Below are 24494 nucleotides of genomic sequence, written 5' to 3' on the forward strand. Positions count from 1 at the left end.
TCGGTCCGGGCCGCGATGTGCCCGAGGAGCGTCGTCGGGGAGGACGGCACGAACGGCGGGTTGTGGTGCTCACCGGTCGCGAAGACGTCGAGCCCTACCTCCTCCGCCTTGAGCGCGATGGCGACGGTGTTCTTGATCCGCTCGTGCTCGGTGGGGGTGCGGCCGGTGGTGGGGTCGGTCGTGACGTCGCCGACGGTGAAGATCCCGAACTGCATCGTGCTCACCTCTCGCGGGGCCTCGCGGGCCGGCCATTCGGCCGGTTCGGACGGAGCCTTGCTGGTCGATATTGATTGAAGCTTAAACTATCTGCCTCAACCACGCACCCCTTCGTCCTATTCCGGCCGTACGCTGGGGGCCGTGACCGACACCGAACGCTGGAAAGAGCGGGGCGTCATGCTCCGCGTCTTCGTCTACGTCTTCGCGACGCACGCGTTCGCCGGCTTCGTCTGGCTCCTCTTCTACGTCGGACAGAACGCCCAGAAGTAAGGCCTGCTCAGGGCTCCCGTAGAGTTCGCCGACGTGAGCACCGTTCCCCTGCCTGCGATATCGGTCGTCGGAATCGGCGCGGACGGCTGGGACGGACTCCCCGAGAACTCCCGCCGGACCCTGCGTACCGCCGACGTCCTGATCGGCGGCCCCCGCCAGCTGGACCTGCTGCCCCCGGCCGAGTGCCCCGGTGAGCGGATCACCTGGCCCTCCCCGCTGCGTCCCGCCGTCCCCGGACTGTTCGCCGCGTACGAGGGCCGGCGCATCGCGGTCCTCGCCAGCGGCGACCCGATGTTCTACGGGATCGGCCGCACCCTCGCCGAGACGATCGGCGCGGACCGGCTGCACGTGCTGCCCCACCCGTCCTCCGTCTCGTACGCCTGCGCCCGCCTCGGCTGGGCCCTGGAGGCCGTCGAGACGGTCACCCTGGTCGGCAGGCCGCTCGCCTCGCTCACCGCCGCCCTGCACGACGGGCGGCGGCTGCTGGTCCTCAGCTCCAGCCGTCACACTCCCGGGCAGGTCGCGGCCCTGCTGCGGGAGAAGGGGTACGGCGGCAGCCGGATGCGGGTGCTCGAACAGCTCGCCGGCCGCCACGAGCGGATCGTCGACGGCACGGCCGACGCCTGGCCCGACGAGGAGCGTCTCGACGCCCTGAACGTCATCGCCCTCGACTGCGTCCGCGCGCCCGACGCCCTGCGCCTCGGCGCCGTACCCGGCCTGCCGGACGAGGCGTACGAGCACGATGGTCAGCTCACCAAGCGCTACGTCCGCGCGGCCACTCTCGCCGCCCTCGCCCCCGCGCCCGGCGAACTCCTGTGGGACGTCGGCGGCGGCTCCGGCTCCATCGGCATCGAATGGCTGCGCACGCACCGCTCCTGTCAGGCGATCGCGGTCGAGAAGGACCCGGAGCGGGCCGCGCGGATCGGCCGCAACGCCGTAACCCTCGGCGTCGTCCCGCGGCTGCGGGTCGTCACGGGACCCGCGCCCGAGGCCCTGGCCGAGCTGCCGGCCCCGGACGCGATCTTCATCGGCGGCGGCCTGACCGCACCCGGCCTGCTCGACGCCTGCTGGGACGCGCTGCCGGTGGGCGGGCGGCTGGTCGCGAACACCGTGACGCTGGAGTCCGAGGCGCTGCTCGCGGACCGGTACCGCCGCCACGGCGGCGAGCTGGTCCGGCTCGCCGTCGCCCAGGCCGTCCCGGTGGGCGGCTTCACCGGCTGGCGCCAGGCGATGCCGGTCACGCAGTGGTCCGTAACGAAATCAGGAGTTGGAGCATGACCGTCTACTTCATCGGCGCGGGCCCCGGGGCCGCCGACCTGATCACCGTGCGCGGCGCGCGGACGCTCGCCGCGTGCGGGGTGTGCCTGTACGCGGGCTCCCTGGTCCCCCGCGAGCTGCTGGCCGAGTGCCCGCCGGACGCCCGGCTCGTCGACACCGCCGACCTCGACCTGGACCGGATCGTCGCCGAGATCGTCCGCGCCCACGAGGAGGGGCACGACGTGGCCCGGCTGCACTCGGGTGACCCGTCCGTGTTCAGCGCGGTCGCCGAGCAGATGCGCCGCCTGGACGCGGTGGGCATCCCGTACGAGGTCGTGCCGGGCGTCCCGGCGTTCGCGGCGGCCGCGGCGGCCCTGAAGCGGGAACTCACCGTCCCCACCGTCGGCCAGACGGTCATCCTCACCCGCATCGCCCAGCAGGCCACCCCGATGCCGGAGGGCGAGGACCTGGCGACCCTCGGCCGTAGCGGCGCGCTTCTGGTCCTGCACCTGGCCGCCCGTTACGTCGACCGGGTCGTCGACGAACTCCTCCCGCACTACGGCGCCGACTGTCCGGCCGCGGTCGTGGCGATGGCCAGTCGCCCCGACGAAGTGATCCTGCGGGGCACGCTGGACGACATCGCGTCCCAGGTGAAGGCCGCGGGGATCACGAAGACGGCCGTCATCCTGGTCGGCCGCACCCTGGCCGCCACCCAGTTCCGCGACAGCCACCTCTACGACCCGGCCCGCGACCGCCACGTCTGCTGAGCCGGGGCCTGTCGGCCGAGGGGGCTGTTCTCCGCACGGCTGCTGCACGGCGCCGCTCCGGGCGGACGCTGCGGACAGCCGTTCCGGACAGCCGTTCCGGGCAGCCGTTCCGGGCGGACCCCACGCAGCACCGCGGGGCCGGTGCGTCCTCGGCGGACGTACCGGCCCCGCGGCGGCGCCTCAGGTGTTGGGCCGCTTGCCGTGGTTCGCGCCCTTCTTCTTCCTGGCGCGTCGCTTGTTGCCTCGCTTCGACATGGGCACAAACCCTTTCGATCGGGACTCTCTGCCCTCGCGAGTCTAGGGTCGACCGACCCGGCCCGCATGTCGGTGGCGTGCGCCCGGACAGCACCCGGACAGCACACGGACCGGCTACCCGCGCGGCGGACCGCCCCCGGGCCCCCGCGGCGCGGCGCGGCCCACCACCGCGCCCGCGCGGTCGACGCAGACGACATCGACCGCGACCGGAGCCCCCCTCAGCACGGCCAGGGCCTCGTCACGGGCCGTCGCGGCCACCAGGTCCCCGAGAGGGACGCCCGCGGCCTCGCACAGCCGGAGGGCCTCCAGGCCCGTGTTGGCGCCGGCGACCCGCGCGGCCAGGTCCTCGGTCGCGCCGCCCGAGCGGGCCAGGCCGGCGAGGAAGCCCTTGTCGACCTGGGAACGGGCGGAGTGGAGGTCGAGATGTCCGGCCGCCAGCTTGGAGAGCTTGGCGAAGCCGCCGCAGATCGTCAGGCGGTCCACGGGGTGGCGGCGGATGTACTTCAGGACGGCGCCCGCGAAGTCGCCCATGTCGAGCAGGGCGATCTCGGGCAGGTCGTAGAGCGTCGTCACGGTCCTCTCGGAGGTGGAGCCCGTGCAGCCCGCCACATGCGTCAGGCCGGCCGCCCGCGCCACGTCCACACCCCGGCGGATGGAGTCGATCCAGGCGGAGCAGGAGTACGGGACGACGATCCCGGTCGTGCCGAGCACGGACAGGCCGCCGAGGATGCCGATGCGGGGGTTCCAGGTGGAGCGGGCGATCTCCTCGCCGTGGTCGATCGAGACCGTGATCTCCACGTCGCCGGGGGCGCCGTGCGCGGCGGCCACCTCGGCGACGTGCTCGCGCATCATCCGGCGCGGCACCGGGTTGATCGCCGGTTCGCCGACCTCCAGGGGCAGGCCGGGCAGGGTGACCGTGCCGACCCCGGGCCCGGCGCGGAAGACGACGCCGGAACCGGCAGGGAGGATCCGTACCGTCGAGCGGACCAGCGCGCCGTGCGTCACGTCCGGGTCGTCGCCCGCGTCCTTCACGATCCCCGCCATGGCGTGGTCGCCGGTCCGCTCCTCGGCCGCGAGCGCGAACGCCGGCCGGTCCCCCTTCGGGAGGGTGATCGTCACGGGGTCCGGGAACTCGCCCGTGAGCAGGGCCGTGTACGCCGCCGTCGTCGCGGCCGTCGCACAGGCGCCGGTCGTCCATCCGGGCCGCAGACCCGTGTGCTTGAGTTGGGCCTCGCGCCCGCCGTCGGAACTCATGAACGGACTCCCATGCACGTACTCATTCTCGGGGGCACGACCGAGGCCCGCGCCCTGGCCGAGGCGCTCCACCCCGAGGTGCGGGTCACCAGCTCCCTCGCCGGGCGGGTCGCACGGCCCCGGCTGCCGGTGGGCGAGGTCCGGATCGGCGGGTTCGGCGGCGCCGATGGCCTCGCCGACTGGCTGCGCGCGCACCACGTGGACGCGGTCATCGACGCCACCCATCCCTTCGCACGGACCATGAGCTTCAACGCGGCCCGGGCGGCCGCCACGGCCCATGTTCCCCTGCTGGCGCTGCGCCGCCCCGGCTGGGTCCCGGTCGAAGGCGACCGCTGGCACTCGGTCGCCTCCCTGGAGGAGGCCGCCGACGCCCTGTCCGGCCTGGGGGCCGAGCGCGTGTTCCTGACGACCGGCCGGATGGGGCTCGCCGCCTTCGCCGACTGCCCGCAATGGTTCCTCGTCCGCTCCGTGGACGCCCCCGCCCCGCCGATGCCGGCGCGCACCGAAGTCCTCCTGGACCGGGGCCCGTTCACCCTCGCCGGCGAACGCGCCCTGCTGAGCCGCCACCGCGTCGACACCCTGGTGACGAAGGACAGCGGCGGCGCCGCGACGGCCCCCAAACTCCACGCGGCCCGCGAGGCGGGCATCCCCGTCGTCATCGTCCGCCGCCCGCCCGTACCGGAGGGCGTCCCGGTGGCCGCGACCCCGGAGGAGGCCGCCGCCTGGGTCCGGGAACGGGACCGACCGGCCGCGCCCTCCGGACGACAAAGGCCACACCCGGGCGTTGAATGAGAGGCATGGGAACCGTCCGCGGCCTCCTGGGCGCGGGGCTCGTCGCGTTGCTCGGTGGAGCCGGACTCGTCGCGCCCAGCCCCTCACCGCCGCCTCCTCAGCCGCCCGCCCGGCTCGACCGGGCGGACGTCGACCGGGCCGTCGGCCGGCTGGACGAGATCGTACGGAAGGGCATGGAGCGGACCGGTGTCCCCGGGGTCTCCGTCGCCGTCGTGTACCAGGACGAGGTCGTCGGGCTGAAGGGGTACGGCGTACGGGAGGCGGGCAAGGCCGCCCGGGTCGACGCCGACACCGTCTTCCAGCTGGCGTCCGTCTCCAAGCCGATCGCCTCCACCGTCGTCGCCGGAGCGGTCGGGGTGGAAGGCTGGGAGAAGCCCGTCGCCCCGCACGTCCCCGACTTCCGGCTCAAGGACCCGTGGGTGACCTCGCACGTCACGGTCGCCGACCTCTTCGCCCACCGCAGCGGCCTTCCCGACCACGCCGGGGACCTGCTCGAAGACCTCGGCTACGACCGGTCGTACATCCTGTCCCACCTGCGCTACGAGCCCCTCACCCCGTTCCGCGCCAGCTACGCCTACACCAACTTCGGCCTCACGGCCGCCGCCCAGGCCGTCGCCGACGAGAAGGGCGTGGCCTGGGAGAAGCTCGCCGCCGACACCCTCTACAAGCCGGCCGGCATGAACTCCACCAGCTCCCGCTTCGAGGACTTCCAGAAGGCGTCCGACCGCGCCGTCGGCCACGTGAAGACCGCCGACGGCACCTGGAAGCCGAATTTCGTCCGGGATCCCGACGCCCAGTCACCGGCCGGCGGCGTCAGTTCCAGCGCCCGCGACATGAGCGCCTGGCTGCGCCTCCAGCTGGCGAACGGCAAGCTCGACGGCCGGCAGATCATCGACGCCGAGAGCCTGGTGCGCACCCACTGGCCGCAGACCGTCTCCAGTCCGCCCCCGGCACCGGCCGGCCGGACCGCCTTCTACGGCCTGGGGTGGAACGTGAGTTACGACGACGAGGGCCGGCTGCGCCTCTCGCACACCGGCGCGTTCGCGCTCGGCGCCCACACCAACGTCACGATGCTCCCCGGCGAGCGGCTAGGCATCGTCGTCCTCACCAACGGCGCCCCGGCCGGCCTGGCCGACGCCGTCGCCCTGGACTTCTTCGACGTGGCGCAGGACGGCGAACCCAGCCGGGACTGGCTGCCGTTGGTCGCCGGGATCTACCAGCGGCAGGAGGAGGCGGGCCGGTCCACGACCGACTTCGCCCACCCGCCGCCCGACGCGGCGCCGGCGAAGGCCGCCGACGCGTACACCGGCACGTACACCAACGCCTACTACGGCCCCCTGACCGTGGTGGCGGACCGGGCCGGGGCGCTGACCCTGCGGCTCGGGCCCGCGCCCCACAAGGAGTTCCGGCTCACCCACTACGCGGGTGACACCTTCAGCTTCCCGACCACCGGCGAGAACGCCGTCGGGCTCACCGGTGTCACCTTCGATCCGGACGGCACCTCCGTCCGGATCGAGTACCTCGACCAGAACGGCCTGGGGACGTTCAGCCGTAGCGGCGGGGCGTCCAGGTGATCGTGCGGCCGTCGGCGCGGTCCACCGCGCGGGTCTGGGACGAGCCGATCAGCAGCAGGGTGCGCATGTCGACCTCCGACGGCTCCAGCGTCTTCAGGGTCACCACGCGGACCGACTGCTGAGGGCCGCCGACGTCCCGCGCCACGACCACCGGGGTCTCCGGGGCGCGCAGTTCGAGCAGCAGGTCGCGGGCGGCGGCCACCTGGTGCGTGCGGGAGCGGGAGCCCGGGTTGTACAGGGCCAGGACCAGGTCCGCGCCGGCCGCCGCGCGAAGCCGTTCGGCGATCACGTCCCAGGGCTTGAGGCGGTCGGAGAGGGAGATCGTCGCGTAGTCGTGGCCCAGGGGCGCGCCCGCCGCCGCGGCGGCCGCGTTGGCCGCGGTGACCCCGGGCAGGACGCGCACGGGCACGTCCGCGTACGCCGGGTCGGAGGCCACCTCCAGTACCGCCGTCGCCATCGCGAACACCCCCGGGTCGCCGCCCGAGACGACCGCGACCCGCCGGCCGCGCCGCGCCAGGTCCAGGGCGAACTCGGCCCGCTCGGACTCCACCTTGTTGTCGGAGCCGTGCCGCCGCTGTCCGGGCCGCAGGGCCGGCACCCGGTCGAGGTAGGTGGTGTAGCCGACCAGATCGTCGGCGTTGACCAGGGCGCCGCGCGACTCCGGCGTCAGCCAGGGCGCGCCCGCCGGTCCGGTGCCGACGACGACGACCTCGCCCCGCTCCCGTACGGGGGGCTGCTGGTCGATACGGGAGGGCAGCACGGCCACCGAGAAGTACGGGACCGACGCCGGGTCGACCTCGGCCAGGGCCTCCGTCCGCTCGCCCGCCATGAACGCCCGCTCCACATAGCGCGCGTCCTCGAGACGGCCCGCCCGCTCCAGGGCGCGCCGCACGGCCGGGAACGTCCGGCCCAGCTTCATCACGACCGCCGAGTCCGTGCCCGCGAGCCGGGCCGTCAGCTCGTCCTCCGGCAGCGTGCCGGGGATGATCGTCAGAACCTCCTCGGCCTCGCACAGCGGCTCGCCGAGCCGCGCGGCGGCCGCGCTGACGGAGGTGACACCGGGGATGACGGTCGTGTCGTAGCGGTGTGCCAGACGCTTGTGCATGTGCTGGTACGAGCCGTAGAAGAGCGGGTCGCCCTCGGCGAGGACGGCGACCGTGCGGCCCGCGTCCAGGTGGGCGGCGAGCCGCGCCGACGCCTCCTCGTAGAAGTCGTCGAGCGCGCCGCGGTAGCCACCGGGGTGGTCGGTCGTCTCCACCGTGAGCGGGTACATCAGCCGCTCCTCGATGTGGTCCTCGCGAATGTGCTCCGCCGCGATGGACCGGGCGATGGACCGGCCGTGGCGGGCCGAGTGGTACGCGACGACGTCCGCCGACGCGATCGCCTTCACCGCCGCCACGGTCATCAGGTCGGGGTCGCCGGGGCCGAGCCCGACGCCGTACAGCTTTCCGCTCATGGCTCCGCTCGTGGTTCCGCTCATGCCTGGATCTCCGCCTCGTGGGCGATCGCGTTGATCGCGGCGGCCGTCATCGCGCTGCCGCCGCGCCGGCCCCGGACGACGAGGTAGTCGAGGCCCAGGTCCTGGGCGGCCAGCGCGTCCTTGGACTCCGCGGCGCCGATGAAGCCGACCGGTATGCCGAGGACGGCCGCCGGGCGCCCGGCGCCCTCCTCGATCATCTCCAGGAGGCGGAAGAGGGCGGTGGGCGCGTTGCCGATGGCGACGACCGATCCTTCGAGGCGGTCGCGCCACAGCTCCAGGGCCGCCGCGCTGCGGGTGGTGCCGAGCTCGGCCGCGAGGGCGGGCACGGAGGGGTCGGAGAGGGTGCAGACCACGTCGTTGTCGGCGGGCAGCCGCTTGCGGGTCACCCCGCTGGCGACCATCTGCGCGTCGCAGAGGATCGGCGCGCCGGCGCGCAGGGCGGCGCGGGCGCGGGAGACGACCTGGGGCGAGTAGGCGAGGTCACGGACGAGGTCGACCATGCCGCAGGCGTGGATCATCCGTACCGCGACCTGGCTGACGTCGGCGGGCAGACCCGCGAGATCCGCCTCGGCGCGGATCGTGGCAAAGGACTGGCGGTAGATCTCCGCCCCGTCCTTCTCGTAGTCGAACATCCTGTTGCTCTCGCTCATCTCGTCGTTGGGGTACGGGCTGTCGCCACGGCGGCCGCCAGTCGCGTTCTCGGGGTGGGGACGCCGTCGACCTCGTACGTCCCGTCGCGCGTCGCCACCACGTCCACCCAGGTCCCCTTGGGGTGACCACAGCGCCGTTCGCAGCCGGAGAAGTGGACCGGGCGCCCGCCGGCCCCGCCGTGTCCGGGGGTCGCGTCCGCCCGTACGTCGGCGAGCGACTTGGCGCACCCGGGCCGCCCGGTGCAGGCGCCGACGCCGAGCCAGGGGGAGTCGGTACGGGTGATCAGACCGGCCTCCGCGAGCGCGGCGAGCCGTTCCTCGGCGGCCGCGCGGTCGGTGAAGCCGGTCACGACGGCGCCGCGCCACGGGGTGAGCCGCAGCTCACCGCCGCCGGAGGGCGCGAGCGCCCGCAACTGGTCGGCGGTCAGCCGCCCGAGCCGCACGGAAACGGCGACGGCGTGCCGCCCGCTCCCGGGGTCCCGGAAGACACCGGGGAGGGGGCCGGGGGTGGGTGCGGTCGGCCTTGTGCGGTCCGGGGCTTCGGCTGCCGGGGGGCGGGGGGCGGTCGGCGTGGGTGGGGTGGTGTCGGTGGCCGTTGAGGCTTCGGCCGGGGTGGTGCCGGTGGCCGGGGCTTCGGCTGCCGGGGGGTGGGGGGCGGCCGGCGCGCTCGGGGTGTTCCCGCTGGCCGGCGCGGCTTCGGCCGGGGTGGCCCCGGCGGTCGCCGCGGCTTCGCTCGGGGTGGTCCCGGTCGGCGACAGTCGGGGCGTGGACCCGGCCGCCTCGGGCGGTGACCACGTCGGGATGTCCGCGCGACGCAGCGCGGCCGCGAGGTCCGGTTCGAAGCCTTCGGGGAGTTCACGTACCCGCCAGGCCCCCGTGCCCGCCTCGCGGGCGGCGGTCAGGAAGGCGTCCGCGGCGGCGAGTGCGGCCCGCGCCGCGTCAGCGGGCGCGACTCGGCGAACCTGCCGCCCGACGCGCACGAGGACGCCGCCGGCCGGCCCGCTCGACGGCAAGCTCGCGGCGGGTGCGGCGGTCTCCGGAGCGGTCGGCCCGACCCCGTCGTCCACGGCGAGTGCGGGGGCCTCCGCGCCGGGTGACCCGACCCCGTCGCCCGTCGTCCGCTCCGTTGAGAACAACGTCACATCCGCGCCCAGTCCGGCCACGTCCCCCCGCCCGTCGTCGAAGGCGAAGAGGAAACGGCCGGAAAGCGCCGCCGTCCAGTCCCGCGCGCACAGCAGCGCGTCCAGCTCGCGGGCCCACAACTGCACGTCGCCGCAGCCGATTCCGTCCACTCCGGCCAGGGGCGAGGCGACGATGTTCCGGACCCGTTCGTGGGTCGCGGAGGGCAGCAGACCGGCCTGTGCGAGCCGCTCCGCGAGGTCCGTTCCGCAGCCCTCGCCGAGGCCGCGCAGCTCGACGTTCCCCCGTGAGGTGACGCTGATCGACCCGTCGCCCAGCTCCTCGGCCGCGGCGGCGAGCACCGCCACCTGACGAGACGTCAACAAGCCTGCGGGCAAGCGGAGTCGGGCCAGGCGGCCGTCGTCGGCGGGGTGCAGGCGCAGCGCCCCGGGGCAGGCATCGCCACGGTCCCGTATGAGAGGTTCGCCCCGGTTGGGCGTTGTGGGTGGGGTGGGCGGCATGGCGGCGAGCATACCCACGTGGATCCGGGTGACCCTCCGGGCCGCTGTGCGCAGGATCTACTATGCAGACGGCATGGGGTCCCAGGACCCCGGGGAGGAAGCCCGGTGAGATTCCGGCGCGGTCCCGCCACTGTGAGCCCGTCCCGGAAACGGAACGCCGGTACCGGAACGCCGGACCGGAACACCGAGACCGAACGGGTGAGTCAGGAACTCCCGCCGTCCACACGACCACCCGGGGCGCGGACAACCCCGAGGAAGGCCTGCGCTCGCATGCGAATTCTGTTGCTGTCGCACTCCGACACCGACCTGCTCAGCGCCCGCGCGGCCGGCGGCCCGGTCGCGTACCGGTTCGCCAACCCCTCCCGCCTCGCCGTCGACGACCTCCCCGGTCTCCTGGACGGCTCCGACCTCGTCGTCGTACGCCTCCTCGGCGGCCTGCGGGCCTGGGAGGACGGACTCCGGACGCTGCGCGCCGCCGGGAAGCCGCTGGTGGTGCTCTCCGGCGAACAGGCCCCCGACGCCCAGCTCATGGAGACCTCCACGGTCCCGATCGGCGTCGCCACCGAGGCCCACGCCTACCTCGCGCACGGCGGCCCCGGCAATCTGGAGCAGCTCGCCCGGTTCCTCGCCGACACCGTGCTGCTCACCGGCCACGGCTTCGAGGCCCCGGCCGCGGCCCCCACCTGGGGACCGCTGGAGCGCACCCCCCGGACGGCCGACGGTCCGACCGTCGCGGTGCTCTACTACCGCGCCCACCACATGAGCGGGAACACCGCCTTCGTCGGTACCCTCTGCGACGCCATCGAGGACGCCGGAGCCCAGGCCCTGCCGCTCTACGTGGCCTCCCTGCGCGCCCCCGAACCCGAACTGCTGGCGCGGCTGCGCGGCGTCGACGCGATCGTCACCACCGTCCTCGCCGCCGGCGGCACCAAGCCCGCCGAGGCCCAGGCCGGCGGTGACGAAGAGGCCTGGGACGCGGGCGCGCTCGCCGCCCTCGACGTACCGATCCTGCAGGCGCTCTGCCTCACCGGTTCGCGTACGGCCTGGGAGGAGAACGACGAGGGTCTCTCCCCGCTCGACGCCGCCAGCCAGGTCGCCGTCCCCGAGTTCGACGGCCGGCTCATCACCGTCCCGTTCTCCTTCAAGGAGATCGACGAGGACGGGCTCCCGGCCTACGTCGCCGACCCCGAGCGCGCGGCCCGCGTCGCAGGGATCGCGGTCCGCCACGCCCGCCTGCGGCACATCCCGAACGCCGAGAAGCGCCTGGCCCTGGTCCTCTCCGCGTACCCGACGAAGCACTCCCGGATCGGCAACGCCGTCGGCCTCGACACCCCCGCCTCCGCCGTGGCGCTCCTGCGCCGGCTGCGGGAGGAGGGTTACGACTTCGGGCCCGAGGACGAGATCCCCGGCCTGGTCTCCGGCGACGGCGACGAGCTGATCTACGCGCTCATCGAGGCCGGCGGCCACGACCAGGACTGGCTCACCGAGGAGCAGCTGGCCCGCAACCCCGTCCGTATCCCGGCCGCCGACTACAAGCGCTGGTACGCGACGCTGCCGGAGGAGCTCCGCGAGCAGGTGGAGGAGCACTGGGGGCCGCCGCCCGGCGAGATGTTCCTGGACCGCTCCCGCAACCCCGAGGGCGACATCGTGCTCGCGGCGCTGCGCCGCGGGAACCTGCTGATCCTCATCCAGCCGCCGCGCGGCTTCGGCGAGAACCCGATCGCGATCTACCACGACCCCGATCTGCCGCCGTCCCACCACTACTTGGCCGCCTACCGCTGGATCGCGGCCTCCCGGGCCGACGGCGGTTTCGGGGCGGACGCCATGGTCCACCTCGGCAAGCACGGCAACCTGGAGTGGCTGCCCGGCAAGAACGCCGGCCTGTCCGCCGCCTGCGGCCCGGACGCGGCGCTCGGTGACCTGCCGCTCGTGTACCCGTTCCTGGTCAACGACCCGGGCGAGGGCACCCAGGCCAAGCGGCGTGTGCACGCGACGCTCGTCGACCACCTGGTGCCGCCGATGGCCCGCGCCGACTCCTACGGCGACATCGCGCGCCTGGAGCAGCTCCTCGACGAGTACGCGCAGATCTCGTCCATGGACCCGTCGAAGCTGCCGGCGATCCGCGCCCAGATCTGGACGCTGATCCAGGCCGCCAAGCTCGACCACGACCTGGGGTTGGAGGACCGGCCCGACGACGACGGCTTCGACGACTTCCTGCTGCACGTCGACGGCTGGCTCTGCGAGGTCAAGGACGCGCAGATCAGGGACGGTCTGCATGTGCTCGGCGGGGCGCCGGAGGGCGAGGCGCGGGTCAACCTCGTGCTGTCGATCCTGCGCGCCCGGCAGATCTGGGGCGGTACGCAGGCGCTGCCGGGCCTCCGTGAGGCGCTGGGCCTGGACGAGTCGGCCGCGACGCTGCGGACCGCCGACGAGGCGGAGGCGAAGGCGCGCGAGCTGGTCGAGGCGATGGAGGCTGCGGGCTGGTCCGTGGACGCGGTCCCGGCGGTCGCCGGCGCGTACGGTCCCGATGTAGCGGCCGTTCTGCGCTTCGCGTGCGAGCAGGTGGTGCCGCGGCTCGCCGGGACGACCGACGAACTCTCCCACGCCGTCCACGCGTTGAACGGTGGCTTCGTGCCGGCGGGCCCCTCGGGTTCGCCGCTGCGCGGACTGGTCAACGTGCTGCCGACCGGCCGCAACTTCTACTCCGTCGACCCCAAGGCCGTGCCCTCCCGCCTCGCCTGGGAGACCGGCCAGGCGCTCGCCGACTCCCTCCTGGAGCGCTACCGCGCCGACAACGGCGAGTGGCCGACCTCCGTCGGGCTCTCCCTGTGGGGGACGAGCGCGATGCGCACGGCGGGCGACGACGTGGCGGAGGCGCTGGCCCTCCTCGGTGTCCGCCCGCTGTGGGACGACGCCTCGCGCCGGGTCAACGGCCTGGAGCCGGTGCCGTTGGAGGAGCTGGGCCGCCCGCGCATCGATGTCACCCTGCGCATCTCGGGCTTCTTCCGGGACGCGTTCCCGCACGTCATCGGGCTTCTGGACGACGCGGTACGGCTCGCGGCCTCGCTCGACGAGCCGGCCGACGCCAACTTCGTACGGGCGCACGCGCAGGCCGATCTGGCCGAGCACGGCGACGAGCGGCGCGCCACGACCCGGATCTTCGGCTCGCGGCCGGGCACGTACGGCGCCGGCATCCTCCAGCTGATCGACTCGCGCGACTGGCGCACGGACGCGGACCTGGCCGAGGTCTACACCGTGTGGGGCGGGTACGCCTACGGCCGCGGCCTCGAAGGCCGGCCGGCCCGGGCGGAGATGGAGACGGCGTACAAGCGGATCGCCGTGGCGGCGAAGAACACGGACACGCGCGAGCACGACATCGCCGACTCCGACGACTACTTCCAGTACCACGGCGGCATGGTGGCGACCGTCCGCGCGCTGAAGGGCACGGCCCCCGAGGCGTACATCGGTGACTCGACCCGTCCGGAGACGGTCCGCACGCGCACCCTGGTCGAGGAGACCTCCCGCGTCTTCCGGGCCCGCGTGGTCAACCCGAAGTGGATCGAGGCGATGCGCCGCCACGGCTACAAGGGCGCCTTCGAACTGGCGGCGACGGTCGACTACCTCTTCGGCTACGACGCCACGACCGGCGTGGTCGCCGACTGGATGTACGACAAGCTGACGGAGACCTACGTCCTGGACCCGGAGAACCGCGCCTTCCTCCAGGAGGCCAACCCCTGGGCGCTGCACGGCATCGCGGAGCGCCTCCTGGAGGCCGAGTCCCGCGGCATGTGGGAGAAGCCGGACCCGCAGACCCTGGCGGCCCTGCGGGAGGTCTTCCTCCAGACGGAGGGTGACCTGGAGGGCGGCGCGGACGACGACGGCGAGGGCGGCGAGGGCTGAGCCGCCGGCCACGGGGGCCGCTGGTTATGATCCCGGTCCGCCGCACGTGTGTGCGGATCGGGATGTGACCTGGGGCGGGGTGGTGGGCATGCGAGCCCGCGACAAGATGATGGCGGGTTCGGCGGCCGTACTGCTGGGCCTGGTGCTGACGGCGTGCGCGGGTGAGGGCGGGCCTGTGGCGGAGAAGCCCACGGCCACGCCGTCCCCGAGCGGGAGCGTGAAGACCCCGACCGCGTCGCCGACGGGCTCCCCCTCGGCCACGCGCACCACCGCTCCTCCCGAGTACACCGCCACCGCGAAGCCGCGCCCGAAGTCGACCGGCACGCGCCGGAGCGCCACCGCCACGAGGGAGCCGCAGAACCCCAACGCCGGGCCCAACCCCCGCCCGGCGCCGCCCCGGCCGTCTCCCACGCCGGAGGTTCCCCCGCCGTACACGCCGGGGGACGACGTCGTCGTGGTCCCGATGCCCACCTTCGAGCAGCCGCCGTTCACGCCGGACACCGTGCGGTAGCCCACGGGGCCAGTTCCAGGCGGCGGCCCCGGAAGCCGTTCCGGACGCGGCGGTCGTGGGTGACGATCACCAGGGTGCCGGGGTAGCCGGCCAGTGCTGCCTCCACCTCCTCCACCAGCGCGGGGGCCAGGTGATTCGTCGGTTCGTCGAGGAGGAGCAGGTCCGCCGGGCGGGTGACCAGACGGGCCAGTTCCAGTTTGCGGCGCTGTCCCGTCGAGAGGGACCGTACCGGCGTCGTCAGGTCCCGCTCGGCGAACAGGCCCAGCGACAGGAGTTCGTCCTCCCGCCCCGGCCCGAAGGCCTCCGCCACCGAGCGCGGGTCGTCCGGCAGGGCCGTGTCCTGCCGCAGCGTCCCGACCCGCGGCGGCGCCGTCACCGTCCCCGCGTCCGGCGCCAGTTCGCCGGCGAGGAGCTTGAGCAGCGTGGTCTTCCCGGCACCGTTCGGGCCGGTGACCAGGAGCCGTTCACCGGCGTCCAGCCGCAGGGAGTCCAGGCGCAGCCGCCCTTCCACCCGTACGTCGGTCAGGACGACCGGCCCTGCCGTGCCCTCCACGCGTGCCGTGAAGCGCAGCGGGTCCGGGGGCGCGGCGACCGGGTGCTCGGTGAGCCGCTGGAGCCGCTCCCGCGCCGCCCGGATACGGCTCATCGCGCCGTGCGCCCGTGACCGGGCGCGGAACGCCCCGGCCCCGCTGAAGGAGGCCGGTGCCTTGCGCGGGATCGCGGAGAAGCGGTCGATGTTCGTGTCCGCGAGCGCCGAGTACCGGGCGAACTCGGCCCGCCACTCCTCGTACTCCCGCTGCCACCGGGCCCGTTCGGCGGCCCGCCCGGTCAGATAGCCCGCGTAGCCGTTGCCGTACCGGCGTATGGTCCGCCGTTCATGGTCCACCTCCAGGACCGTCGTGGTGACCCGGTCGAGGAAGACCCGGTCGTGGGTGACGGCGACGACCGTCCCCCGGTGGGTGCGCAGCCGCTCCTCCAGCCAGGCGACGGCCTCGTCGTCGAGGTCGTTGGTGGGCTCGTCGAGCAGCAGCAGTTCGGGGTCGGCGGCGAGCGTCGCGGCGAGCGCGAGCCGCGAGCGCTGTCCGCCGGAGAGCGTGCGGAGCAGGCGGTCGCGGTCGAGCGGGGCGCGCTCGCCGAGCTGCCGCAGCGTGGTCTCGACCCGCCGGTCGGCGTCCTGCCCGCCGCGCGCTTCGAACGCGGCGAGCAGTTCGGCGTACCCGGCGAGGTCCCGCGTCTCCTGCAGGGTCGCCTCGGCGGCCCGGATGCGCCGCTCCAGCTCTCGTACGTCGGCGAGCGCGAGGTCGATCGCGTCGCCGACGCGTGCGGTCCCGGGCAGGTCCAGGGCCTGGACGAGGTACCCGAGACCGCCGGGGGAGTCGACGGAGACGGTGCCGTTGTCGGGCGGCTCCAGGCCGGCGAGGAGCCGCAGGAGCGTGGTCTTTCCGGAGCCGTTGTCGCCGACGACGCCGACGCGTTCGCCGGGACGGACGCTGAGGGACACCCGGTCGAGCACGAGCCGGTCGTCGTATCGCTTGGTGACGTCGGTGAGTTGGGCACGGAACAAGGGCGACGTCCTTCGTGTCGGTGGTCGGATCGGCGAGACGAGACGAAGCAAGACGAGACGTCTCGTGCCGCTTCATTGACCATAGGCCCACTGTGCCCCTCCCTGCAAGACGTCGCGTCTCGTTATCTTCAGGTGGAGGCTATGCGCAGCACCAGGGCGGCTAGCGCGAGCAGGGTCAGCACCACCGCCGGAGCCATGGCGTAGTCCTTCGCCCGTATGTGGGTGATCACGGCGCCCACGAAGTAGAGCGCCACGCCGCTCGCCGCCGCGACGCCGAGGGGTGCCACCGCGAGCCCGGCGAGCAGGCCGAGGGCGCCCGCCGCCTTTGCCGTACCGAGCCACGGCAGCCATGAATCCGGGACGCCCACCTTGGTCATGCTCTCGACGACCTGCGGGTTGCGCGTGAAGGACATGAAGGCGGAGGCGGAGATCGTGAGGGCGAGGAGCGCGGCGACGACGGCATGGGCGATGAACATGGAGGGACTCCGATAGTAGATCTCGCGAAACCATTGAACTGTATCAACGATTGACCTCGTTCCACAATGGAGTCGCTGTTACGGTGAGTGGTATGGCAGCTTCACCGTCCGACAGCCTCGGCTTCCTCCTCTCCTTCCGCGGTGAGCTCACCGGTGCGCGCATCCGGGCCGCCCTCGGCGTCGCCGGGCTGCACCCCCGTCACGCGATGACGCTGATGCAGCTCGCGCCGGGCGCGATGAGCCAGCGTGAGCTGGCCGCGGCGATGGAGATCGATCCGAGTCAGCTCGTCGCGGTTCTCAATGAGTTGGAGGGAGAGGGGCTGGCCGAGCGCCGCCGCGACCCGGCCGACCGCCGCCGGCACATCGTGAAGATCACGGACGCGGGCGCGACGGCACTCGAGCGGGTCGAGGCGGCGGTGAGCGAGGCGGAACGGGAGTTGTTCGCGGATCTCTCCGAGGCCGAGAAGGTCCTGCTGCGCGGCCTGTTGGACCGGGTCAGCGTGGAGAAGGGCGACCACGACTGCTCGGCGGGGTGAGGAGCAGCCGGTAGCCGGAGCGGATCGAGCGGCTGGGAGCGGGGAGCCGGGACAGACCCCGAGCGGACGCGCGGCTGCCAGGAGCCGGGAGCTGATCGAGCGGACGAGCGGCTAGGAGGCGGAGGGCGTCCGCTCCGGACGAGCGGCTAGGAGGCGGAGGGCGTCCGCTCCGGACGAGCGCCCAGCACCCGCACCGCCTCGACGATCAGGTCCCAGAACGCCGGGACGTCGACCTCCATCCCCACCTCCGCGTTGGCCGGGCGGCCCGTCACCCCGTCGAGGTCCACGACCGTCGCGCCCCGCGTGTACGTCCCCGCCAGTTCGACCGTCACCGCCGCCCGCACGAGGCTGATCAGCGACGGGTCGATCAGGTGCGCCACGGTCAGCGGATCGTGCAGGGGCGGGGCGTCGAAGCCGTACACCTCTCGGTAGGTCGTCGCGAAGTACGTCAGCAGCTGGACGCAGAGCCGGGAGAGCGGCGTACCGAGCGCCGCGATACGGGAGACGACGTCGGGCGTCGCGCGGACCTGGTGGGTGGCGTTCAGCCCGAACATCGTCACCGGCCGCCCACTGCTGAAGACGATGTCCGCCGCCTCCGGGTCGCAGAGGATGTTGAACTCCGCGGCGGGGGTGGTGTTCCCGCGCCCGGTCGAGCCACCCATCAGCACGATCCGTTCGATGCGGTGGCTCAGTTCCGGATGGGCGAGGAGGAACGTCGCGACGTTCGTCAGCGGCCCCGTCGGCACGAGGGTCACCGGAGCGGGATGGGCGAGCAGGGTGTCCCGGATGAGGGTGAGGGCGTCACGCGGATCCTGCGGCACGTCGGGTTCCCCCTCGCCGAAGCCGGGCCCGTCGAGCCCGGAACCGCCGTGGATGTTCTCGGCGACCAGGGGCGCGCCGTGCAGCGGGCGGCTCCGGCCGGCCGCGATCGGCACGCCCTCGATCCCGGCGACGGCGCAGACGCGGCGGGCGTTGAGGGTGGTCTTCTCGACCGTCTGATTGCCCGCCACGGTGGTGATGGCCAGCAGCTCGACGGCCGGATGGGCGGCGGCCAGCAGGATGTTGAAGGCGTCATCGTGACCGGGATCGCAGTCGAGGATCACGGGTACGGCCATGTCTCCACCGTCCCACACCGCCGCCCGGCCGTCACTTGCCCCGGCCGTGCGGTCACCCGGCCGCGCGACGACTCCGGCACCGGCCCCGGTTCAGCCCAGCAGGCGGATCGGGCTCCCCGCCAGATACGCCTCGATGTCCTCGACCGCGCCGCCGTAGAACCGCGCGTAGTTGGCCTCCGTGACGTACCCGAGGTGCGGCAGCGCGAGCACGTTCGGCAGGGAGCGCAACGGGTCGTCGTACGGGAGGGGCTCCGTGTCGAAGACATCGAGACCGGCCCCCGCGATCCAGCCCTCGCGCAGGGCCCGCACCAGCGCTTCGCCGTCGACGAGACCGGCGCGGGAAGTGTTGACGAGGTACGCGGAGGGGCGCATCGCGCGCAGGTCGCGCTCCCCGATCAGGCCGCGGGTGCGCTCGGAGAGGACCATGTGGAGGGAGACGATGTCGGCCCGCTCCAGCAGCTCGTCCTTCGTCCGCGCCAGTCGGACGCCGTGCTCGGCGGCCCGCTCCTCGGTCAGGTTCGGGCTCCAGGCGAGGACGTCCATGCCGAAGGCGAGAGCGACGCGCGCGACCCGGCCGCCGATCCTGCCCAGGCCGACCAGGCCGAGCGTGCGCCCGGCGAGGTCCATGCCGACGGTCGACTGCCACGGGCCGCCGTCGCGCAGCGCCTGCGCCTCGGCTCGTACGTGCCGGGCCAGGCCGAGGATCAGCGCCCAGGTGAGTTCGACGGGTGGCTCGGCGTTGCTGGTGGTGCCGCAGACGGTGACCCCGTGCCGGGCCGCGGCGGCCAGGTCGATGGAGGCGTTGCGCATCCCGGAGGTGACGAGCAGCCGCAGCCGGGGCAGCCGGGCGAGCAGCCCGGCGTCCATCGGCGTCCGCTCCCGCATGACGACCACGATCTCGCAGTCCTCCAGGGCGGCCACGAGGGCGTCCCGGTCGGTCAGATGCTCGCGCAGGACGCGTACGTCGACGCGTCCGTCGAGCGGACCCCAGTCGGCGGAGGTGAGCGCGACGCCCTGGTAGTCGTCGAGTACGGCGCAGCGCAGGTTCACGATGCCTACTTCCCGGTGGCTGCCCGGGTGGCTGCTCCCGGGTGTCTACTGAGCCGACGGCTGCGTGCGGCGGCTACTTCCAGTTGATCCGGGCGCGCACCGCCCGGGCGGCCTTCCAACCGAAGCTGAGAGCGTAGGCCGATACCGCCGACGGGGCGGCCTTGAGCCGCAGGACGAGCTGACCGTCACGCGGTCCGACGCGTCCGGTGCGCAGGCGCTTGCCCGCACCCGGCAGCGACAGGGCGTGCTCGTCGGCCCGGCGCGACACCTTTCCGCCGAGCGCCGTCCCCAGTGCGCCGTGCGCGCTCAGACCCCGGGCGGTGCAGCGCAGGGAGATGTGCCAGTCGCCGTTCGGGAGCGCGGCGCCGTCGGCGACCGTGGCGAGGTCGATCGCGGCCCGGAAGCAGGCGCGTCCGTAGTCGTACGTCTCCTTGCCGCGGCTGACCGTCAGATGGGGCGAGGCAATCTGCTCGGCGGGTACGACGATCTCCGGGCCGGCGCCGTCACGGCGCAGCACGATCTCGGTGGCGAGGTCGTCGGTGTCGACCTGATCGACGTAGGCGTACCCGGACAGTTCGAGGACCGTGCCCTTCCAGGCGATGCGTTCGACCCGTCGGCGGGGGCTGGCGCCGAGCGCGGAGGACGTGATGTCACACAGTTCCTCGTACGCGGGGGAGTCAGGGGCCGGGAACGGCGGGGCGGCGTACAGCCTGCCCTCGCGGACGAGCGCCTTGCCGGGCCGGCCGGCGAGGTCCCAGTCGATCACGGCGGCGAGTTCGGCGGCGCGTCCCTCGCGCAGGAAGTGGAGGCGCAGCTTCTCGCCGACGTTCATCTCGGCGAGCACACCGGGGGTGGCCCACTGCTCCGCGTACGCCCGGCCGAGGTCGACGAGCCGCTCGCGCTCGGCGTCGTCCGCGTCGGGGAAGCGATGGTCGAGGCCGCGCAGCAGCTCGACACGGACGTGGCGACCGATCAGGTGGTCGCGCAGCGGGCCCGGTTCGGTCAGGCCCGTGACGAGCTCGACCATTTCGGCCGCCTGCTCCAGCATCAGTTTGAAGTCGATGCCGCCGGCGGTGATGTTCCCCTCGTCGCCGCGCTTGACGACGTAGTAGCAGTCGTAGTCGCCGAGGATGGAGATGACCTTGCTGTGCAGATAGGCGCGGGCGACGAAGTGCTGGTCCTCACTGATCCGCATGTGCTCGGGGAAGCGGAGGTGGTGCTTCTCGATGACCTCGCGCCGGAACAGCTTGAACGGCATGAGGGTGTAGTAGACATCGCCCTTCGACAGGTCCGCCTTGTCGACGTTCTTGGCGAACACCTGCTTGGGGACCCGCCGCCCCACGCCGATCAGCTTCGCCAGCACGGTGTCCGAGCCGTTCTTCTCGGCCATCGCCACCAGCCGCTCCAGCGCCTCGGGTCCCAGGCAGTCGTCGCCGTCGACGAAGAAGACGTACGTGCCGGTGGCGTGGTCGAGCCCCACGTTCCGCGGCCTGCTGGGCCCACCGGACGCCTCCTGGTGGACGACCTTCATCCGCCAGGGGTGCTTCCGCGCCCACGTGTCGAGGACCGTCCCGCTGCCGTCCGTGCTGCCGTCGTCGACGGCGACGATCTCGAGGGCGTCCATGCCGATGCTCTGCTGGGCGATCGAGGCGAGCGTCTGCTCCAGGTACGGCATGGAGTTGTAGACGGGAAGGACGACCGAGACCGACGGTGTGCGCGAGACGTTCATGGAATGGTCCCCCTGTGTGGATCACGTGAATTCGTCGATCAATAAGATATGCAATTGGTCCGGCGGGTTCTGCTCAGCGGGAGAGGAAGTGCTCGGGGCCGGGGGGCCTCTCGCGGAGAGGTCGGCTCTTGAAGCGATCCGCGCGGATCCTACCGCCTGGAACGTGGCGTCCGGACCGGTTGTGTCCACCCGGCGGTGGTCGGCCGTGGTGCCTGCCGCTGGCCGACCGGGTGCTGCCGGTGGCCGTCCACTACCGCGCGAACCTCACCATGCGGCAGCTCGCGCCGCTGTTCGGATGCTCTCCCGCGACGGTGTGCCGGGCCATCCAGCGGCTGCGACCCCTCCCCGCCATCGAACCGGCAGCCCGCCCCGCCGAAGCCGCGGGCGCGACGACCGCGACCCGGACCGGCCGGCACCGCAGTTGGGCCCTGCGCTCGCGGAGAAGCTCCCAGGGGTCTCGCGCTGGGCGTCCGGTGATCGGGACACCTGGGGCCGGGGGCCGCGATGGCCGCTGCTCAGGCCGCCGCGGGAGCGTCCGACCCCGTGATCGTCAGGTTCGGAGCGGCCCAGAGCCCCTTCTCGACTGACCAGCCCGTCAAAGAGGGACGTCCTAGTCGGCGACCCGGACCAGCGCGAGCGTGATGTTGTCGGGGCCCCCGGCGTCGATGGCGGCCTTCCACAGCTCGAAGGCGGCCCTGCCGTCGTCGTACACCCGCAGCAGACCGGCGATCTCCTCGTCCGGTACGGGATCGGTCAGCCCGTCGCTGCACACCAGGCGCCGATCGCCGACGGACAGCGCGGCGGCCGTCACATGCGGCGTGACGGTGCTGAAGGCGGGCCCGCCACCGAGGGTCTGCGTCACGGCCGACGTGGTCCGCCGCCCCGGCGGCGGGGGCGGGCTGTCGTCCACGCTCACCTGGCGGAGCCCGTCGCCGGTGGCGTCGTACACCTTGCTGTCGCCGACGTTGAACGCCAGCATCGATTCCTCCGTGACGACCACGCCCGCGACCGTGGTCCCCATCGTGAACAGCTCCGGGTCGTCGTCGGCGGCCGCGTACACCGCGCGGTTGCACAGATCCAGGGCGTCACGGACCGCGTCCTCGCCGTCCAGCGAAGGGCCGAGCCAGGAGAGCCGCCGTGCCACCAGCCCGCTGGCCACCTCCCCGGCGGGCTGCCCGCCGAGTCCGTCGGCGACGGCGACGAGGAGCGGTCTGCCGAGCGGGAACACGAGGGTCTGCGGGTTCTCGGTCACGGTGCCGCACAGCATCCACGGCCCGACGACCAGACTGTCCTCGTTGTGCTCGCGCACGAGCCCGACATGGCTCAGCGCGGTCACGGCTATGTAGGCCACGCCTCCATTGTCCTGCCGCACCCGCCGACCGGTCGAGTTCAGCCGCTCTCACCGGTTCCGGTGCCCCGGGGTCTCCGGCGGCGCGCTCGCCGGGTGCGCGGTCGCCTTCGTGCACGACACACTCGGCCCCCGGCTCGGCGTACGGGTCGACGGCGTGGAGGCGTCCGCGCACTGTGCGGCGGACGCGCGCGGACTGCTGGGCATGCCCCTCCCCGACGGCCCCGTCCTCCGTGCCATGTGGCGCGAACCGAACCGAGGCCCGGGTCTCTGACCTGGGAGTCGACCGCTCTGGCGGTCTCGTTTCGCGTGTGCCCGCCGGTTCGGCGGGCACGCCCACGTCAGTCGGTGGCCGGCGGACGCGGTTCCGCCGGCGGAGGCGGTTCGGCCGCCGCGCGGCGGTACTCGGCGTTGATGCGCTGGGCTTCCTCGAGCTGGTCCTCGAGAATGATGATGCGGCACGCGGCCTCGATGGGCGTCCCCTGGTCGACGAGTTCCCGGGCGCGGGCCGCGATGCGCAGCTGGTACCGGGAGTAGCGCCGGTGGCCGCCCTCCGAGCGGAGCGGAGTGATCAGCCGGGCTTCCCCGATCGCGCGGAGGAACCCGGGGGTGGTTCCGAGCATCTCGGCGGCCCGGCCCATGGTGTAGGCCGGGTAGTCGTCGTCGTCGAGACGGCCGATCGAATCGTCTGCTGTCATTCTCACCTCTCTGTGGACGCGTGCGGCCCTGGTGTCGTACGGCACCAAGGCCCCGAAGGCACGTGCCCACGTGTACCGCCGGCCGGCGGTCCATCTCCGCCCGCCGATTCTCGCGTGTCCAGCGATCAGGTTACGACTCCGGCCCGCGGACGCTCCCGGCGATCCCACGGGAACGGCATACGCGGAGGGCCCGACCGGGATGTACCGGTCGGGCCCTCACACTGTTCGAGGCGTTCAGTTGTCCGGATGCGGCGTACGACGAGCGTCGCCGCGCCCGGGTCAGGCCGGCACGGGAATCCCGAGCAGGGCGGACGCGTGCTGGAGCGGGCTGAGAGCGGGCGCCGGTGCGGCGGCCTCGGGGAGGGCGCGGCAGGTGAAGCCGAGCCGGGTCATGGCCCGGAGGACTTCACCGGCGGTGAAGTCGCGCCGGTCCTGACGGGTGACGATCTCACCCACCTGCTTGGCGGGGTAGGAACGACGGCCGATGATCACGGACTCGCCGGTGATCGGCTCGGGCTTGACGCCCTTCATCGTTTCCAGCACACCGCTCTTCGTCAGTTCGAACGGGAAGCGGGCGATGACGCAGCGCATGGGACCTCACAGGGAGAAGAGGGAGGAGCGGTCCGACCGGGTGAGGCGGATCAGCGGGAGGGGTGCAGCACGCCCAGGGCGCGGCCGTGCTCGTCGACCACGGGCAGCGCTCCCCCTCGGCCGTGACGCATGGCCCGCTCGGCTTCGGCCATCGTGGTCACGGGCGAGGTGAACGGTCCGTGCGCGCCGGTGATCTCGCGCAGGCGGAGGCGGTCGGTGTAGGCGGAGCTGCCGTGGACGGCGGCGAGCTGGGCCCGGGTGACCAGGCCGGTGCACCGGCCGTCGTTGTCGCGGACGATCAGGTGCGCCGCACGGGCGCTCGCCATGACGGACAGGGCCACCTCGACGGTCATGTCGTCCCAGACCTGCGGCCCGGTCTCGTCCATGGCGTCGACCATGGTGTCGGCCATGACGGCCTCCATGGTGTCGGCCACCGTCCTGGTCGTGGAGACGGTGCCTGAGGGGCGGGGATGCGTCTGAACCGGTGTCACAAGTGCCTCCTGCGGAAGTGGGCGGACTCTGACCTGCGAGCGAACGTCTGGGGGCTGTCTCGTCGATCTCGGCGGGACACCCCCTGGCCCGTCCTAGGCCGCCGGGTCGTAGGCGGTCCTCCGCTGGGCGGCACGGCGCATCGCCTGCGAGGGGCGGTTGCGCCGGGAGCGGGCGCCGGCATCGCGCTTGGGGCGCTCGGCCACGGGAGCCGTGATGACGACCGGGATGCCCGAAGGGGCCTGCGCGCCGGTGATGCGGTTCAGTTCGGCCTCGCCGGAGCGGACCTGCGTGACCCGCGGGCTGATCCCCGCGTCCGTCATGAGACGGGC

23 protein-coding genes, 2 pseudogenes and 1 riboswitch are annotated in these 24494 nt (G+C 73.4%); of the genes and pseudogenes, 10 read left to right on the top strand and 15 right to left on the bottom strand.

What is annotated here, in order from left to right:
• The coding region (locus tag ABZY12_RS32890) for an LLM class flavin-dependent oxidoreductase (RefSeq protein ID WP_356896870.1) at positions 1-215 on the bottom strand (215 nt) is incomplete at its 3' end.
• A 142-nt stretch (positions 216-357) separates the two neighbouring features.
• On the opposite strand from ABZY12_RS32890, the gene ABZY12_RS32895 reads away from it, so the two are divergent.
• The 3 genes from ABZY12_RS32895 to cobM are packed head-to-tail and all read left to right on the top strand — an operon-like array spanning position 358 to position 2510.
• Positions 358-486 (top strand): DUF6126 family protein, encoded by a 129-nt coding sequence (locus tag ABZY12_RS32895; protein WP_356896872.1) that lies wholly within the window; start codon positions 358-360, stop codon positions 484-486.
• A 33-nt stretch (positions 487-519) separates the two neighbouring features.
• The gene (gene cbiE, locus ABZY12_RS32900) at positions 520-1764 is read left to right on the top strand and encodes a precorrin-6y C5,15-methyltransferase (decarboxylating) subunit CbiE (RefSeq protein WP_356896874.1); all 1245 of its coding nucleotides are present in this window, start codon (positions 520-522) and stop codon (positions 1762-1764) included.
• A complete protein-coding gene (gene cobM / locus ABZY12_RS32905; protein ID WP_356896876.1) occupies positions 1761-2510 on the top strand; it encodes a precorrin-4 C(11)-methyltransferase in 750 nt (249 codons plus the stop codon). The genes cbiE and cobM overlap by 4 nt, the downstream gene beginning before the upstream one ends.
• Before the next feature lie 369 nt (positions 2511-2879).
• Here cobM and ABZY12_RS32910 read toward each other — a convergent pair whose 3' ends face one another.
• Entirely contained in the window at positions 2880-4019 is a 1140-nt protein-coding gene (locus tag ABZY12_RS32910; protein ID WP_356896878.1) for a cobalt-precorrin-5B (C(1))-methyltransferase, read from the bottom strand.
• Positions 4020-4031: 12 nt separating this feature from the next.
• Here ABZY12_RS32910 and ABZY12_RS32915 point away from each other — a divergent pair, with 12 nt between their 5' ends.
• Positions 4032-4811 (top strand): cobalt-precorrin-6A reductase, encoded by a 780-nt coding sequence (locus ABZY12_RS32915; protein WP_356896880.1) that lies wholly within the window; start codon positions 4032-4034, stop codon positions 4809-4811.
• Between the two features lie 5 nt (positions 4812-4816).
• Positions 4817-6385, top strand: a complete 1569-nt coding sequence (locus ABZY12_RS32920; RefSeq protein WP_356896882.1) for a serine hydrolase — start codon at positions 4817-4819, stop codon at positions 6383-6385.
• Here the strand turns inward: ABZY12_RS32920 and ABZY12_RS32925 are convergent.
• From ABZY12_RS32925 to ABZY12_RS32935, 3 genes are read right to left on the bottom strand one after another with little or no spacing between them, the layout of a single operon-like run.
• Positions 6357-7841: a precorrin-2 C(20)-methyltransferase gene (locus ABZY12_RS32925; protein WP_356896912.1), complete on the bottom strand. Its 1485-nt coding sequence runs from the start codon at positions 7839-7841 to the stop codon at positions 6357-6359. The genes ABZY12_RS32920 and ABZY12_RS32925 overlap by 29 nt on opposite strands.
• Positions 7842-7861: 20 nt before the next feature.
• Positions 7862-8515 (bottom strand): precorrin-8X methylmutase, encoded by a 654-nt coding sequence (locus ABZY12_RS32930; RefSeq protein WP_356896884.1) that lies wholly within the window; start codon positions 8513-8515, stop codon positions 7862-7864.
• Positions 8512-10167, bottom strand: a complete 1656-nt coding sequence (locus tag ABZY12_RS32935) for a cobalamin biosynthesis protein CobG (RefSeq protein ID WP_356896914.1) — start codon at positions 10165-10167, stop codon at positions 8512-8514. The genes ABZY12_RS32930 and ABZY12_RS32935 overlap by 4 nt, the downstream gene beginning before the upstream one ends.
• An 82-nt stretch (positions 10168-10249) precedes the next feature.
• Positions 10250-10368: riboswitch (cobalamin riboswitch) on the top strand.
• A gap of 57 nt (positions 10369-10425) precedes the next feature.
• On the opposite strand from ABZY12_RS32935, the gene cobN reads away from it, so the two are divergent.
• Together cobN and ABZY12_RS32945 are read left to right on the top strand one after the other, a co-directional pair.
• Complete coding sequence (cobN, locus tag ABZY12_RS32940; RefSeq protein WP_356896886.1) at positions 10426-14055, top strand: cobaltochelatase subunit CobN; 3630 nt, start codon at positions 10426-10428, stop codon at positions 14053-14055.
• An 88-nt stretch (positions 14056-14143) separates the two neighbouring features.
• Positions 14144-14566: a hypothetical protein gene (locus ABZY12_RS32945; RefSeq protein WP_356896888.1), complete on the top strand. Its 423-nt coding sequence runs from the start codon at positions 14144-14146 to the stop codon at positions 14564-14566.
• On the opposite strand, the gene abc-f is transcribed toward ABZY12_RS32945, so the two are convergent.
• Positions 14544-16130 carry a ribosomal protection-like ABC-F family protein gene (gene abc-f / locus ABZY12_RS32950; RefSeq protein ID WP_356896890.1) on the bottom strand — a complete coding sequence of 529 codons (1587 nt, stop codon included), beginning with the start codon at positions 16128-16130 and terminating at the stop codon, positions 14544-14546. The two genes, ABZY12_RS32945 and abc-f, sit on opposite strands and share 23 nt — an antisense overlap.
• 128 nt (positions 16131-16258) lie before the next feature.
• Positions 16259-16606 carry a DoxX family protein gene (locus tag ABZY12_RS32955; protein ID WP_356896892.1) on the bottom strand — a complete coding sequence of 116 codons (348 nt, stop codon included), beginning with the start codon at positions 16604-16606 and terminating at the stop codon, positions 16259-16261.
• Between the two features lie 92 nt (positions 16607-16698).
• Here ABZY12_RS32955 and ABZY12_RS32960 point away from each other — a divergent pair, with 92 nt between their 5' ends.
• Positions 16699-17142, top strand: a complete 444-nt coding sequence (locus ABZY12_RS32960) for a MarR family transcriptional regulator (RefSeq protein WP_356896894.1) — start codon at positions 16699-16701, stop codon at positions 17140-17142.
• Between the two features lie 146 nt (positions 17143-17288).
• On the opposite strand, the gene ABZY12_RS32965 is transcribed toward ABZY12_RS32960, so the two are convergent.
• The 3 genes from ABZY12_RS32965 to ABZY12_RS32975 all read right to left on the bottom strand — a co-directional run bounded on the left by ABZY12_RS32965 (position 17289) and on the right by ABZY12_RS32975 (position 21036).
• Positions 17289-18257, bottom strand: a complete 969-nt coding sequence (locus ABZY12_RS32965; protein WP_356896896.1) for a nucleoside hydrolase — start codon at positions 18255-18257, stop codon at positions 17289-17291.
• Positions 18258-18347: 90 nt separating this feature from the next.
• Positions 18348-19307 (bottom strand): D-2-hydroxyacid dehydrogenase family protein, encoded by a 960-nt coding sequence (locus ABZY12_RS32970; protein ID WP_356896898.1) that lies wholly within the window; start codon positions 19305-19307, stop codon positions 18348-18350.
• Between the two features lie 73 nt (positions 19308-19380).
• The gene (locus ABZY12_RS32975; RefSeq protein WP_356896900.1) at positions 19381-21036 is read right to left on the bottom strand and encodes a glycosyltransferase; all 1656 of its coding nucleotides are present in this window, start codon (positions 21034-21036) and stop codon (positions 19381-19383) included.
• 197 nt (positions 21037-21233) lie between these two features.
• Between ABZY12_RS32975 and ABZY12_RS32980 the strand changes: the two are divergent.
• A pseudogene (locus ABZY12_RS32980) lies at positions 21234-21407 on the top strand (transposase family protein); the annotation flags it as partial.
• Between the two features lie 239 nt (positions 21408-21646).
• Here the strand turns inward: ABZY12_RS32980 and ABZY12_RS32985 are convergent.
• On the bottom strand, positions 21647-22387 hold the full coding sequence (locus ABZY12_RS32985; RefSeq protein WP_356896902.1) for a protein phosphatase 2C domain-containing protein: 741 nt from the start codon (positions 22385-22387) through the stop codon (positions 21647-21649).
• A gap of 109 nt (positions 22388-22496) precedes the next feature.
• On the opposite strand from ABZY12_RS32985, the gene ABZY12_RS32990 reads away from it, so the two are divergent.
• Entirely contained in the window at positions 22497-22658 is a 162-nt protein-coding gene (locus tag ABZY12_RS32990) for a hypothetical protein (RefSeq protein ID WP_356896904.1), read from the top strand.
• 67 nt (positions 22659-22725) lie between these two features.
• Here the strand turns inward: ABZY12_RS32990 and ABZY12_RS32995 are convergent, their stop codons facing one another.
• The 4 genes and pseudogenes from ABZY12_RS32995 to ABZY12_RS33010 form a co-directional block, all read right to left on the bottom strand.
• On the bottom strand, positions 22726-23082 hold the full coding sequence (locus ABZY12_RS32995; protein WP_356896906.1) for a MerR family transcriptional regulator: 357 nt from the start codon (positions 23080-23082) through the stop codon (positions 22726-22728).
• 279 nt (positions 23083-23361) lie between these two features.
• Positions 23362-23673, bottom strand: coding sequence for an SCO5918 family protein (locus ABZY12_RS33000; RefSeq protein WP_356896908.1), 312 nt, complete (start codon positions 23671-23673; stop codon positions 23362-23364).
• A 50-nt stretch (positions 23674-23723) separates the two neighbouring features.
• Positions 23724-24164 (bottom strand): CBS domain-containing protein, encoded by a 441-nt coding sequence (locus ABZY12_RS33005; protein WP_356896910.1) that lies wholly within the window; start codon positions 24162-24164, stop codon positions 23724-23726.
• 93 nt (positions 24165-24257) lie between these two features.
• Positions 24258-24494, bottom strand: a pseudogene (locus ABZY12_RS33010) (ATP-dependent helicase); the annotation flags it as partial.

Source organism: Streptomyces sp. NPDC006551, assembly GCF_040611675.1.
In the GTDB taxonomy this organism is placed as follows: Bacteria; Actinomycetota; Actinomycetes; order Streptomycetales; family Streptomycetaceae; genus Streptomyces.

Coding starts and splice junctions, on each gene's coding strand:
- ABZY12_RS32930 (WP_356896884.1), bottom strand. CDS start 8,515: ATGAGCGAGAGCAACAGGATGTTCGACTACGAGAAGGACGGGGCGGAG.
- ABZY12_RS32910 (WP_356896878.1), bottom strand. CDS start 4,019: ATGAGTTCCGACGGCGGGCGCGAGGCCCAACTCAAGCACACGGGTCTG.
- cobN (WP_356896886.1), top strand. CDS start 10,426: ATGCGAATTCTGTTGCTGTCGCACTCCGACACCGACCTGCTCAGCGCC.
- ABZY12_RS32945 (WP_356896888.1), top strand. CDS start 14,144: ATGCGAGCCCGCGACAAGATGATGGCGGGTTCGGCGGCCGTACTGCTG.
- ABZY12_RS32920 (WP_356896882.1), top strand. CDS start 4,817: ATGGGAACCGTCCGCGGCCTCCTGGGCGCGGGGCTCGTCGCGTTGCTC.
- ABZY12_RS32925 (WP_356896912.1), bottom strand. CDS start 7,841: ATGAGCGGAAAGCTGTACGGCGTCGGGCTCGGCCCCGGCGACCCCGAC.
- ABZY12_RS32995 (WP_356896906.1), bottom strand. CDS start 23,082: ATGACAGCAGACGATTCGATCGGCCGTCTCGACGACGACGACTACCCG.
- ABZY12_RS32960 (WP_356896894.1), top strand. CDS start 16,699: ATGGCAGCTTCACCGTCCGACAGCCTCGGCTTCCTCCTCTCCTTCCGC.
- ABZY12_RS32975 (WP_356896900.1), bottom strand. CDS start 21,036: ATGAACGTCTCGCGCACACCGTCGGTCTCGGTCGTCCTTCCCGTCTAC.
- cobM (WP_356896876.1), top strand. CDS start 1,761: ATGACCGTCTACTTCATCGGCGCGGGCCCCGGGGCCGCCGACCTGATC.
- ABZY12_RS32915 (WP_356896880.1), top strand. CDS start 4,032: ATGCACGTACTCATTCTCGGGGGCACGACCGAGGCCCGCGCCCTGGCC.
- ABZY12_RS33000 (WP_356896908.1), bottom strand. CDS start 23,673: ATGCGCTGCGTCATCGCCCGCTTCCCGTTCGAACTGACGAAGAGCGGT.
- ABZY12_RS32935 (WP_356896914.1), bottom strand. CDS start 10,167: ATGCTCGCCGCCATGCCGCCCACCCCACCCACAACGCCCAACCGGGGC.
- ABZY12_RS32965 (WP_356896896.1), bottom strand. CDS start 18,257: ATGGCCGTACCCGTGATCCTCGACTGCGATCCCGGTCACGATGACGCC.
- ABZY12_RS32955 (WP_356896892.1), bottom strand. CDS start 16,606: ATGTTCATCGCCCATGCCGTCGTCGCCGCGCTCCTCGCCCTCACGATC.